Source organism: Chryseobacterium pennae, from assembly GCF_003385515.1.
In the GTDB taxonomy this organism is placed as follows: domain Bacteria; phylum Bacteroidota; class Bacteroidia; order Flavobacteriales; family Weeksellaceae; genus Chryseobacterium; species Chryseobacterium pennae.
This window is the reverse complement of the sequence record NZ_QNVT01000002.1, coordinates 71,201-84,781: the sequence shown is the minus strand read 5'-3', so window position 1 is coordinate 84,781 and position 13,581 is coordinate 71,201. Positions and strand designations below refer to the sequence as shown.

The 13,581-nt window shown below is 33.6% G+C and carries 11 protein-coding genes and 1 tRNA gene; 10 read left to right on the top strand and 2 right to left on the bottom strand.

Annotation, left to right across the window (positions count from 1 at the left end; all coding sequences use genetic code 11):
- Positions 1-185: 185 nt before the first annotated feature.
- From DRF65_RS02940 to DRF65_RS02930, 3 genes are read left to right on the top strand one after another with little or no spacing between them, the layout of a single operon-like run.
- Positions 186-674, top strand: coding sequence for a GNAT family N-acetyltransferase (locus DRF65_RS02940; RefSeq protein WP_115968765.1), 489 nt, complete (start codon positions 186-188; stop codon positions 672-674).
- 2 nt (positions 675-676) lie between these two features.
- A complete protein-coding gene (locus DRF65_RS02935) occupies positions 677-1,156 on the top strand; it encodes a MarR family winged helix-turn-helix transcriptional regulator (protein ID WP_115968764.1) in 480 nt (159 codons plus the stop codon).
- Between the two features lie 42 nt (positions 1,157-1,198).
- A complete protein-coding gene (locus DRF65_RS02930) occupies positions 1,199-1,666 on the top strand; it encodes a GNAT family N-acetyltransferase (protein WP_115968763.1) in 468 nt (155 codons plus the stop codon).
- 164 nt (positions 1,667-1,830) lie between these two features.
- Here DRF65_RS02930 and DRF65_RS02925 read toward each other — a convergent pair whose 3' ends face one another.
- On the bottom strand, positions 1,831-2,802 hold the full coding sequence (locus tag DRF65_RS02925; RefSeq protein WP_115968762.1) for a hypothetical protein: 972 nt from the start codon (positions 2,800-2,802) through the stop codon (positions 1,831-1,833).
- Positions 2,803-3,052: 250 nt separating this feature from the next.
- On the opposite strand from DRF65_RS02925, the gene DRF65_RS02920 reads away from it, so the two are divergent.
- Complete coding sequence (locus tag DRF65_RS02920) at positions 3,053-3,415, top strand: hypothetical protein (protein WP_115968761.1); 363 nt, start codon at positions 3,053-3,055, stop codon at positions 3,413-3,415.
- 125 nt (positions 3,416-3,540) lie between these two features.
- Here DRF65_RS02920 and DRF65_RS02915 read toward each other — a convergent pair whose 3' ends face one another.
- Complete coding sequence (locus DRF65_RS02915) at positions 3,541-6,150, bottom strand: TonB-dependent receptor (RefSeq protein ID WP_115968760.1); 2,610 nt, start codon at positions 6,148-6,150, stop codon at positions 3,541-3,543.
- A 505-nt stretch (positions 6,151-6,655) separates the two neighbouring features.
- On the opposite strand from DRF65_RS02915, the gene DRF65_RS02910 reads away from it, so the two are divergent.
- From DRF65_RS02910 to DRF65_RS02885, 6 genes are all read left to right on the top strand, one after another.
- Positions 6,656-7,477, top strand: coding sequence for a hypothetical protein (locus DRF65_RS02910; RefSeq protein ID WP_115968759.1), 822 nt, complete (start codon positions 6,656-6,658; stop codon positions 7,475-7,477).
- Between the two features lie 105 nt (positions 7,478-7,582).
- Positions 7,583-7,656: transfer RNA gene (locus DRF65_RS02905), tRNA-Ala, on the top strand.
- A 530-nt stretch (positions 7,657-8,186) separates the two neighbouring features.
- Positions 8,187-9,263 (top strand): hypothetical protein, encoded by a 1,077-nt coding sequence (locus tag DRF65_RS02900; protein ID WP_115968758.1) that lies wholly within the window; start codon positions 8,187-8,189, stop codon positions 9,261-9,263.
- 28 nt (positions 9,264-9,291) lie between these two features.
- Positions 9,292-9,795 carry a DUF4280 domain-containing protein gene (locus DRF65_RS02895; RefSeq protein ID WP_115968757.1) on the top strand — a complete coding sequence of 168 codons (504 nt, stop codon included), beginning with the start codon at positions 9,292-9,294 and terminating at the stop codon, positions 9,793-9,795.
- 12 nt (positions 9,796-9,807) lie between these two features.
- Positions 9,808-12,597: a hypothetical protein gene (locus tag DRF65_RS02890; RefSeq protein WP_115968756.1), complete on the top strand. Its 2,790-nt coding sequence runs from the start codon at positions 9,808-9,810 to the stop codon at positions 12,595-12,597.
- Positions 12,597-13,580, top strand: a complete 984-nt coding sequence (locus DRF65_RS02885; RefSeq protein ID WP_115968755.1) for a hypothetical protein — start codon at positions 12,597-12,599, stop codon at positions 13,578-13,580. The genes DRF65_RS02890 and DRF65_RS02885 overlap by 1 nt, the downstream gene beginning before the upstream one ends.
- Position 13,581: the final 1 nt, after the last annotated feature.

Genomic DNA, 13,581 nt, shown 5'->3' with positions numbered 1-13,581 from the left:
AATATTCTGTTAGTTGTGATGGCTTATTGGTTTCTTCAACCTTCATTGGTAAAAAGAACAAATACAACTTCCATCCTCCAGCTCCCAGCCTCCTTTTAATTTCCGTTAAATTTGTTATAAAAATAAATTTCCATTTGTATATATGTATTTAACTACGTAGTTTTATACCTTAAAAATCAAACACTATGAAATTACAGATAGAACCCATAGGAAATGCTTATTCAGAGCAGGCCATTGACCTGATTTTGACAATTCAGCAACAAGAGTTCAATATTCCGATTACGGTAGATGACCAGCCGGATCTGAAGCAGATTGAAAGTTTTTATCATGAAGCAGGTGGAAATTTCTGGGGAGCTTTTATAGAGGGTGAGCTAGTAGGATCTATTGCGTTGGTAAAATTCGATGAAAAAGCAGGAGCGATAAGAAAGATGTTCGTTAAAAAAGAATTCAGAGGAAAGGAACTGAATATTGCCCAGATCTTACTCGAGATCTTAATTGCTTTCTGCCGTGAAAACAAAATTGATGATATATATTTAGGAACTATATCTGTATTGAAAGCAGCTCAACGTTTTTATGAAAGAAATGATTTTGTGAAGATCAAAAAAGAAAACCTTCCGGAACGTTTTCCATTAATGAGTGCCGATGATATTTTTTACCACATACATATAGACTGAACATGAATGTTATCAACGAAGCAGGAATTCTTGCCTTATCTACAAGGTTGCGCCGTCTTAGTGAACAGCTGAGAAAAGATGGAGCCCTAATCTATAAAGCCTTTGGAATTGATTTTGAACTCAAATGGTTTCCGGTAATCTTTACGATCTATAAAAAAGAAGTGGTAAGTGTAGTTGAAATTGCCAATGAAATTGGGTATACCCATCCATCTACAATTACTTTACTTAAAGAACTTGAAAAATTGGAACTGATACAATGGGAAAAAGATAAGCAGGATGAACGTAAAAGATTATTTAAGCTTACCCTTAAAGGACAGGAACTTATTGGAAAAATGAAACCAGTATGGGAACTGATGGCACAAGTATTAGGAGATATTTCTGATAATCAGAATAACTTGCTAGCAGCCATTAATGAAGCAGAAGAAAAGATTGCCAACCAGTCTTCTTATCAAAGAGCTTTACAGCTTAAAAATTCTAAATAAAAAGCATATTCTCATATCTCGAAAATATTAAAAATGTTAACTATGATTAGAAAAGCAATTGATGATGATACTCTTCAGGCCACTCAGGCTCTTGAAGAAGTGAAAAAGTACATGTTGGATCAGGAATATCCCAATGCAAAGATACTTATAGATGATATTGAAAGAGGTGAAGGTTTTGTTTTTATTGATCATGGGGAAGTATTGGCTTATATGGCACTGAATGAATTATGTGATGAAGAATACAATGATCTTAACTGGAAAACACAGACTCCTTCTCTTATTATCCATCGTTTATATGTAAAGCCTACAGCACAGGGAAAAGGAATATCAAGCAAGATGATTCGTTTTGCAGAAGAATTTGCTATAAATAATCACTATCAATCTATCAGATTTGATGCTTTCTCTTTGAATGAGACTGCTAATATTGTTTATCTAAAAAAGGGATATGAACTTGTTGGAACAGTCTGTTTCCGGAAAGGAATATTTAATTGCTATGAAAAGAATATGTAATAAAAGGCCTACAAAAAATACACATTAACCTATTTTTCATGTTGCTGATATTCTGAAGGTAAAATGAATATTTTTATTGGATAAATGTTTGTTGAATTAGAATTTGGAAAGGAAAACACCACTTTCCTGATCTTTCAGACAATTTAATTCTTATGTCTGCTGATTTAGTAAAAGTTATAGGAGATCTTTAGATTGCGGTCCTGAAAGTATTGAATCATGTTCATATCTTTGGATTTTCGTTCTATTGAGGTTAGAAAGCCTTTTTCATCGTAGATCATCTCTAGCTCACTTACTTTTTGTCCACCCCATAGATCTTCCAAAAGAATCAGATTCTTATCAGTAGTATAAGTGTATTTTTCTGTTTTAGAGTCAGAGCTGGATGGAACCTCAGTCAGTTGGGACAAAAGACCCTCTTTGAATTGATATATTTCCGAAGGTGTTTTCTTGGGTTCACAGCCGTTATGAAGAAATAAGCCTGCGGGATGTCCATTCAAATAATAATATGTTTTTTTTTGATGACAGAAATCCGAATTTTCACTATTTTTTTGAAAATTAAAATATTCCGTACGCTCTTCTGCCTCAAATTTATCTTCGGTGTAATAGCGGTATTGCCAGGAAGAAAATGCATTTTCAGCCATCATTTTTTTCCAAAGATTATCATTAGGTAAAGAGCCCTTCAGAATCATTTTATCTACACCGGGAACAGGCTCTCCCTGCCAATCATTATGCTGCGATCTGTTGGGCATTTGAGAGTTTAATGAAAAGATTCTGATAGTATTAATTTTGTTTTTATTATCGTATTGATAGCTGTTGATTGTGACGATGCCATTCCGATAATCTATTCTTGCTTTTTTACCAATCAATCCGTTTGTATTATAATAATATCTGGTATAAAAGGCGGTATCTGTTTTTTCTTTATTATAACGTAAGGTTGTCATACTCTCTATAAATCCATTTGGGTTGAAATTATAGAGATACCTGGTGCCGGTTTCTTCATCACTTTTAAGCAGTATGCTTTTTACTTTATTGCTCTTCATAAAAGCAGGGTTGAAAGGAAAAACCGTCTTTGTAAAATAATCGTCATCTTCAAAAGGAGAAACCTTGTAAAATGGGACAACCTGTGCTTTACAGACCATGATACCGCAAATTAAAATGAGGCTTAAAAAGGGAGTGAATTTATATGTTGGGTATATCATGATTTTTATTTAAAACGTTGGTGAAATTCAAACATATTACATCCGGCATTAAATTCAAATATAATAAAATTGAGGGCTATTCATTGTAATTTTTAATTAAAGGAGGGAGCAAATAGTTCAACTCTGGTGAATTTTTATTTTATTTGAAAAGAATACCTGTGCGTAAATTATTTAATTAAAAAAAATCGAAATGAGTTACAATATTCAAATATTCAGAATTGAAACCAAAGAACGGGAACAAAAACTAGATCTTGATGATTTTTTTGAAACGGATGAAAATCTGGTTCCATTTACTGACCAACAATTTAAAGACCTGAAGGAAAGGCTTCTGCAATATGGATACAACCTGACTTCGGAAACGGATCAGGAGCTTCATTTTAACCATGATGATGAAGATTATGGAATGGTATTATTAACATCCAATGGGGTTTATTTTAATACCGGCTGGAATAGAAATTCAATCTTTGAAACGAGAATGGTTGCTTCAGAATTTACTGATTCAGGAGAGTTTGCCAAGTATGACCCGCAAAATGATGGGTGGGAAGAAGTATAGGTGACGGAATTCCATATATGAGTGTTCTTTACATAATTTTAAAATAGGAGAGAGGAAGATCTATTTTACAAGAAAAGAACCCACCAATATTGGCGGGTTCTTTTTTGTATTATTCAGATGATTGATTAGAATCTGAAAGTAGCCGCAACGGACCACGTTCTTCCGAATCCTAAGAATCCTGTATTAGCATCTGCAACACCCTGATAAACTCTTCCTGCTTCCTGGTATGTTTTTCCGGCACCCGGACCATTGGCAATTTTATCTGTAGCATGAATATTAGAACTTAGTTCAGAAATATAATATTTATTGAATAAGTTATATACATTCGCTCTTAATGTTAAAGACTTTTTCTGACCGATTTCGAATTTATAACTAGCTCCTACATCAAACAGGTTGTAACTAGGTAATTTTACAATTCCTCTTTCTCTGTCAGCTTCTGTAAGGAAGTTGATAGGGTTGAACTGTGCATACAGCTTGTCATAGTATTCCCAGTTTGCATCAATACTGAATGCTTTGGTAATATTATAGTCAACTCCTAAACTTGCTGTTGTTTGTGCTGCATCTCCGACTTTCAGATCTTTAATATTGATCATCCCTGTTGCTCCGGCAACTTCCTGATTGCTTTGAACATCAAGAATGTTGAAATTAGCGTTTCCTTTGTATTTCCAGTTTCCTAAAGATACCATCCCTCTTACCCTAAGATTTGAAAAAGGTCTTGCTTTCGCTTCCAATTCAATACCCTGGTGAAGCTGTCCAACATTCAGAGCATTATAGAAATAAGCATTTCCTTGCTTTAACTGAGAGAACTTAGCAACATCAGCAGCACCTGCATTAAAGCCTCTTGAGATGAATCTGTCATCCCATTGCGTTCTGTAGGCATTGATATTAACATCTATATAACGGGATTTGAAACCATATCCTAATTCCACAGAGAAGATTCTTTCATTCTTCGCATCGTTGTAGATGTTCTGGTTGGAAGGGAATAAAGCATTGAATAGTGGCTGTCTGGATATAACCCCTGTATTAAAGAATACATTATGGTGATCATCAATATTATAGTTAGCACCTCCTTTTACAATATAACCCGTTTTGTGATACCATTTGGTCTCCTGGTTTTCCGGAGTATATAGCATATAGTCTCTTCTTTTGTAATACTGCTCAGACACAGATCCCTGAACAGATGCACTTAGCTTTTCAGAGCTATATTCAATCATTCCATAAAGACCTGCCCATTTTACAAGTCCTTCGTTGTAGATAGATACCTTTTGAGTATTTCCGGTTTTTGTTAGAGGTTCAGGTTTTACGGCACGGTCTACATAATACCCGTTTGGAGCGTTTACTGTATTCTTCACAAATAAAGCATCAGATCCCAGCATATCAGTCACAATATCATAAAGACCTCCTTTATATGTTTTAAGATCAAGACCTCCGTTAAAAGTCCAGTTGTTTTTTTTGTAATTAAGGTCAGCGATTACACCATACCAGTCATGAGAATTAATACTCTGCTTTCTTACAATACCACTGGTTCCGTTTAAAGTAGATACATATTGACCGTTATAATCAGCAGGAGAACCCGCAGGAGCTAAAAATGTTCCTTTCTGGAATGTATTACCATTATAGTCTGTTACTGCGCCACCTCTGTTATAGCGGTAGATCATATCCCAGTTGATTGTGCCATCTCCACCTGCACCATAATTCATGAAATTCATGGTCTGATCTTTAGCGTTTTTAATAGAACCGTTAAGTCCGGTACCACCGCCACCGCGTCCCCATGATCCGTAAAGAACTGTTGATAGTTTTAGATTATCATTAATATTCCAGTCCCAGTTCAATGATGCAATAGGCTTATGATAGAAGTTAGGCGCTAAATTGAATTGAGAACCATTCAGCATACCTGTCTGTGGATTGTATCTTCTTCCGTAAGTTTCAAACTGCTGTAAAGTAGCTACATTTGCACCCGTTGCAGAAGATCTTCTTGTATCGTGTACCTGCGGGGCACCGGTTGCAATTAAATTGAACGCATGTTTTTCATTCGGCTTAAATCCTGTTGAGAAAAACCATGAATATCCTTCCCCTTTAGTCCCGTTGATGTAACCATCACCTTGCCAACGCGAAAGTAATACGGTAGTTCCCCATTTGTTTTTCAACCCGGAAGAGTACATTGCTGAAAGTCTGGAGTAGTTATCGTTACCTGCTTCTGCCTTGATCATGGCTTTCTGCTCAGAATCGGTAGCTTTGGTTACGATATTGATCGTTCCTCCTACAGAAGGAACTACAAATTTAGAAGCACCCAAACCTCTCTGAATCTGAATAGAACTGGCAATGTCAGCCAATCCAGTCCAGTTAGACCAGTACACAGTACCTCCCTGCATGTCATTAACAGGCTGTCCGTTGATGATCACAGCAATATTGGCACCATCAAATCCTCTCATGTTAATTCTGCTGTCTCCAAATCCGCCACCTACTTTGGTAACGTATACCGAAGGAGTAGATTTCATAATTTCAGGGAATTCTCTGTTTCCCAGTTTCTCCTGAATTTCAGCTGCCTTGATGTTGGAAACTGCAACAGGTGTTTTTCTCTCTTTGGCTGTTTGGGAAAGGTTTCTACCCACCAACATCACCTCATCAATAGATTTAGATTTTTCTAAAGAATCCTTCGTACTCTGCCCATAATATAAGGCGGCCGTTGGTAATACAAGCGCTATAAGTAAGCGCTTTTTCAAAATAATGCTCATGAAATAAACTAGCGTATTTGATTTTAAGGCTGCAAAGATGATTATTTATTTTTGAATTGAGTATTAAATGTTTTTTAAGCAATTTTGTAAACGTCGAAGAATGAGCGTGATCGCTCGCTATTTTATGATATGTTAACTTTATTTAACAGTTTAATTTGTAGATTGTTATATCAATAATTTTAACCGAAATGAGTCTGTTTTGATGATAATATAAACATTTATTTGATAAAAAATATTGAGAAATATCATTATTTTTATACAAAATATAGATTTTTTTTAATATTAAGTCTATATGTAGAGAATTATTGTATTTAATTCATGTAATATAATCTAACTTATATTCAAATGGTAAAGAATAAAGCTTTTATAATACTCCAATGGAGGATTGATATACTATAAAAGATAGAATCTTTCGAAAATTTGATACCTTTATTGCAAAGATTCAGATTCATAGTAGGTATCTTGAACTGATTGAGTATTTCTTTCAAAAATATAAACAATATTTATGCTACCACTTACAGAGATATCAGAATGGGAAAAATTAAACAGTGCATTTAATAATTCAGAAGAGATCCCTGAATTAATCCAAAAGCTATCCGAAACATTTGATATTGACCTGATGATTGAAATTACTACAGAATATATCAGCCATCAGATGAGTCTGTATGAAGTGACATTTGCTGCCTTTCCCTATCTTATAGAATTGATTGAAAAGACAGAAGATCATGAATTTAAGATTGAAACTTTTCTTTATACATTGGCAATCTTTTCAGAATATAATGGTGATGGAGAAATGGATTTTATTTTTTTGCATAGTAAATGTGATCCAGAAAAAATTATAGAGATAAAAAATGCATTTAAGCATTCCTTTGATAAATTAAAGCAGATAGCTGTTCCGCTGGAATTTGATATCCTGAAAAAAGACGAATATGATAAAAGGCACTTTCTGATTGCCTTAGCTGTTTCCAACAGAATATCTGAAGTATCATCCGTTTTATGGCGATACAGTGAAAACGAAGAATATGTATGTAATTGTCCAAGCTGTGGTGAATCTTTAACCTTATGGAACGAAAATAATATCCTTGTTCAGTACAAAGAGGATCCTGTTTTCGTAAAAGATCAGAAGAAATATCCTGTTGTTCCCGCAACTCTTCCAAAAAAAGAATACTCTCCAACAATCTCCCCAGAAAAGAACTACCAATGGCTCAGTTATTATATTGATAAACTGGAAGTGGAATCACTCAGAATGATCATCAACTATCTATTTGGGAAAACAATTTGTGGATACTGTAATACGGAATTTGACATTTTTGAGAATATTGAATAGTGTTTTTGTGTGATGATACTTGCTGTAAGCTCTTTTTTAATAAAATTTTCAACAAAACATTTGCAAATATCATTTAAATACTTACTTTTGTACCGCTTCAAAAATGGGGGATTGGCGCAGTTGGCTAGCGCGTTTGACTGGCAGTCAAAAGGTCACGGGTTCGAATCCCGTATTCTCCACTTTTTATATCAAAGAGTTGTAATTCAAAGGATTGCAACTCTTTTTTGTTTAACTTTTAGGGACAAAAACTGGAATCAGTGGAGCTTATTGGAATCAGGCGCAAAGTTTGAAGATTAGAAAAAGTTTCGTAGATATGCATTCGCCTAGAAAGAATCAATGAAATTGATTCCATTCTTTGCTCCCTTACAATATCAGATAAAGTGCTAAAACTTTACGTCAAATTAAATTGAAACAATATATCCTTCCAACTTTTGAGATTGATTCCAAAGAATGAAATCGATTGAATAATTTAGATTCATCCTAATAAACTGCTATATTCCTAGCTTTTCTTCATCCCTTGAAACTCTTAATGTTTCAAATTTTCACCATCAATTACCACAAATAGAATAAGTGTTGAAATAATATCTGTTTAGCCGGAAACAATCAAACATTAAAAATAACAGGAAATATTAATTCAAAGAATGGTGAAAATGCCTATGTTTTTATTGAGCAATTTTATTTATTATTGCATCATAAAAACACAGATTCAATGATCATTTATTACACCAAATCAGGACAATCCCTTACTGATCTCTGTAATGAGATACAGCTTGAAAATCCTGAGTATTTAAGGGAGTATCATAATCAAAATTGTTCTTTGTCTGAACGTTTTGAGGGGGATATTGTTCAGGGAATGAAAATCTATATGCCGTCATCATCTGAAATCCTTGAGCTCAACAAAAAAATCAGAGACAATAATCAAAGCTTTTATGATTTCCCAGCTAAAGGAAAATTTCCTTTTGACTTTAAACTCTGGGAGGGAAATTATCAAATTACCCAGACTACCTATTCTGATGATACAATCCTTGCAAAGTATGAAAACAAAGTAAGATTAGATCTTGAAGGAATTAAAAACGGGTATTATCACTTTCTCTTTTCAGCATTTGACTTCAGAAAAAATGAGGATACTTCAGATTACAAAATGGACACCCTTGCCAAAATGTGCATAGAGGTTATCTATCCAATTCGATATAGTATAGATCCTGAAGGAAAACTTATTGATATAGTACTGACAAAGAAAACAGAAGATATTGTTTCTGAATTAGATTCCATAAAGAACTTTTTTCCAGATCAATATTCATCTGATTATATTGAAAAGATGAAAGGTATCATTGAAAATCCAGAAATCATTTCACGGAAGTTTAAAAGTACGCTATTTAATTCTTTTATGTTTGGTACATTCTACAGAACTAAATTAGAAAGCTGGACGAGTTCAGATGTTTATTATGATTTTTATCCTTGGATCTTTGATGCTCAGCCGATACGTTTTGAATTTCAAAACATATTATTATCTAAAGATATTGTAGATGATGAAAGAGTAAAAATTCAGCAAAAAGGTATCTCTATTGACAATCGAAATCTGGAAGGGTTACACTTTACAGATTCCAAGTTTGATGAGAAAACAGATATAGAAAAGAAACCTATAGATTGTGAACATTTTGCAGAATATCTTTTTAACCGAGAAAATCTATCATTGTATAAAATTGAAGCAAGATTTGAATATTTTGGCCGTGAAAATACCCGAAGAGAAGATTTTTTATTAGAAAGAATTACAGATAATTACTAAATTTGAAAAACACCAAAATCACAATACGATGTCAGAAAATACTTCCCCTCACGATGGTAAATATTTCGTGATCCAAAAAGGAAAAGCCCAGTGTAATCAAGGGAATCAGTTTCCACAGTTTAAAGTAACCTCTCACCAGAAACATTATTGGAATAACAAAGAAGGACAAGCGGATTATTTAGCCGTTACAGAAGATGATCTACAATTCACACCATCTGGCCCTAGCTTTGGACAGTGCAAGCTGAAACCAAGTTCTGGTGGTTATTTACCTTGTGCTTTTGCCCCTGCTGGAAAATGGCAAAAACCTTATGAGAAGACAAAAGTCATGAACAAAAGTTGTATTACAGAACTTTCTGAATTGATGTGTACAACGGGAGGGAAAATTACGATAAAAGAACATGGGCAAATTGCGGAGATAACCCAGCAGAATGTTAGGAATGCAGATCCAAAACAGCAACAGAATATAAATCCATTGCTTGACTACAAAGAATTTCAGGATGAACAGGAAGAAGATGTAAACATCTGCGAATAAACACACGCAAATATGGGAAAATTAACAATTATCGGAAATGACAAGCCTGTAATAGGTAAACAGGAAATGTATTCTGTTGCTGCAATAAATGGATGGCAGAATCCTTTACAATCTATTAAAAATCCATTGCAAGTTCAAAAAGCACATTGGGAAGTGATGGTACAGACCAAAACAGGATGGAGAAAAGGCGGAAGCGATAAAGAAGGTCAAATGGTTCCTTATATTTTCGGACAGAAGAGTTTATTTCATAAGGGAATAAAGATCATTGTACGTCAGGGTGAAGACTATGGAGAACTGATTGTACATCCACAACGGGCTAAAGAACCTAAAATAACCAGGGTGGAACTTCTGGATGCTAACTATAAACCTATTCCAAAAGGTAAAAAGCTAAGCTATAAAGATACCATTATTGCAAGGGCATATTGTGTAGAAATGTTTGAGATGAATATTGCTTTTACCCTTTGGGAAGATGATGCTCAGGGAGAAGGACACAATCCCACAATAAATGCTTTGAATAAAATAAACCCTGTCCCTGTTCTTAGCAGAGTGAATGAAAAAGGAATGGCAGAAGCTGTTTTCAGATTACCTTTTTACACAATGGCTGTATTGATTGCCAATTCACGCACTGCATCAGGTGATAAAAACGAAGGACCCACCCACGAATATTATGTAACTGCTGATGTGGTTAGTAAACATATACAAAAAGCAAGTCCTAATATTAATGTAGTTAACCCAACTCATAATCCAGAACCTCCAAGAAAAAGAGAGGTTCCTAAAAAACAAACTCCCTCACCACCAAAACCTAAAACAACTCCAGCTCCAGAGAAGCCCAAACCTAAACCTGATGGGAATTCAGCAAAATTCCCAGTCACTACGGGTGGGAAAAAGAGTGATGATCCACAAGGGAAAATACTAAGTGCTGAATTTGTTGACGGAAACGGAAACAGACTCCATTCTTCCAAAGTGGGAACAGCTGTCGCTGTAAAAATTACAGCAAAGGGTATGAAGAATAAAAAAGTGAAGATCAAAATATGGGAGGAAGACAATTTCAGTTGGACTAATGATTTGATTCATGAAAAAGATTGTGTATTGGTTGGTGATACTAGTTTTGTAGGAGTACTGTTAACAAAAGAAATGTTTGACAAAGCCAAAGAATTTGGTACTGACAGCGCAAGGCAGGATTATTTTATAGAAGTAATACACAATGATACTTCCGTAAAATCTGCCATCATGCCTGTGAGTGCAGATGCTACTCCTACTGAAGTGCCGAGTGGGAATAGTGCAACGATGGTGAAAGAATCGAAGCAAGGGAAAACTCCTTCTAGTTGTATTTGTAAAGAGCAATATAAAGACTTGATTTGGGGAGGAAAAGTAAGTTGTGAGTTTAGGAAGAAAGTTGTACAAATCTGCTCTGAACTATGGGGAGAAAGCAGAAAAATGGAAATGGCCAACGGTTTAATGGCCGTGATGAAAGTAGAGACTTGGGGAAGCTTTAAAGCCCATCATAGAGAAGGATATAAGTCAGCAAATGATAACCCTAAAGAATTAACAATAAGCAGTTTCCATAAAGAGAGTGCAAAGTCATCAAGAGCGGTTGGATTAATTCAGTTCACACAAGATGCTTTAGAGGGAATGGGTGAATTTCCTAAATCTACAACAGCTACAAAGGGAACGCAACTAAGATATGATAATTTAAATAAATTGAAACTGAGCTATGCCCAAATGGGGGAAATTAAACAATTAGATAAAGTGAAAAAGTATTTTGAACCTGCTAAGAACAAAATAAAGACTCCAGAGGATATTTATTTGCAGGTTTTTGCTCCTGATGGAGTTGGTAAAAATGATAATTACTTATTATACTCTAAAGGCACGGATGAATATACTAACAATAGAAGTGTAGATAAAAATGATGATGGAATACAAAGGAAAGAAATTTTGGAAAGATATTATGATAGTAAAAATGAAGGGGGAAACTATAAAGCTATAGACTTTTCATGTGGTATTGATAGAAACGAAAAAAATGATATTAAATCAACTGATATTGTAACCTATCATATATATTCAACTGGAATAATTGAGAAATTTATACCTAAGAAAGTCAAATCAGGATATGAAAATAAATATAAGTATATATATCATGATTCAACTGATAAGGAACATGAAATATGCATAGTTGATTGGCACAAAACAAAAGAAAAAAGTGTTGGTCAAGTATATAAAACCAAACCTACTCACGCTAAAATTCTTGAAGATAAAAATGTTTCAGAGGGTAATACTTCACGACGAGTTAAATATATTAATGGAGATATTGCAGAATATGGCAGCCATCCAAAAAAAGGAATTATTTGGCTTCTTTATTCTGCTGGAAAAAACGATGTTGAACTAGTTAGAATGCCAGATACTTTAAATTATTCAAATGGTGATGTTAGGATTTCGTATATATTTAATAAAACCCAAAGAAAATTTACTGGAGCAAATGCATTTGCTGGATTTATTGGGTATCTTGCAAGATCAGGATATAAGGTAACCACTTCAGGAAGTTGTTTTTCAGAAGGATCAAGTTTTCCAAGTCAGGAACATTGTAATGGTAGAAGTGTTGATACTTTCTATCTAGGAAATATTATTCAAGACCAAAAAGTAATTGACAGTGCAATATTCTTTCATTTTACTGAAGTTTTAAAGGGAGTAAATGAGTATTGTAAAAAATTAAAAAGGGCAGGAAATGGTGGAACGTTGCATAATTCGCACTTGCATTCTGGAAACTTTAATAACAGTTCGATAAAAATAATAAAAGAAAAATAATGAAATATTTAGTAATTCTAATGTGTTTTTTTACTACGTTTTCTTGTAAAAAAATAACCAATAAATCGGATAAAATAAATAATTCCAATCAAGCTTCTATAAATAATCAATGGAATGGTGATAAGCTGATATCTGATTTAGATTTTGTAAGCCAGATAAATACTTCTTGTCTGCTAACATCATCTTATTTTAATCGTTCAGAAGAAAAAGTTAAACAGGATGATTTAAAATGTGTATTATCTAAAATTAATTTTGACTATTCAAAATTAGACTCACTTAAAGGAAAAAGAATTATTGGAAACCTTAATAATGCTTTGGAATTGTACATTGAAAAAACAACTCCAAGAAATCTTGAAAATGCAGATATTTATAATCAGGTGACCCTATTCATAAAAAAAGATAAAATAATAATGGATTCAATTGTTATTTATGAATCAATAAATTATATTGAAGCCCTTACTGTAAAACAGCTTTATTACTATATAGATAATAATAAAATTTTTCTACTTAATTTATCAGAAGATGAATCTGGCTCAATTGTGAAAGGTTGGTCTGAATATTATATAAATGAATCTGGGAAAATTAAATTAGTAAAAAATAAAAAGACTGATAATACAAAAATAGAAAAAAAGCCATCTCAAATAGAAAATGCTGAAACAACGAAAAATACAAACTTAATAGGTAGTTTTAAAATTTATGCAGATGCAATAAGTAACAATACCAAAGAAAAAGTTTCTTTAGGATATTTTATTACAATTAAATCTTTAACCAAAGCTGTTTTAAGTATTGATGCTAAATATTCAGAAGATTATGGTTGTGAAGGTGAGTACAGATTGATAGATGAAAAAAGTATTCTACATGCTAAAGGAAAATGTGATCAGGATGATGTAGATGATTTTTATCTTAAATATGATAATGGAAAATGTTTTATTAGAAGTAAGCGCTTTATTAATCAGGATTGGCTAGAGCTTATAAGAGAATAAA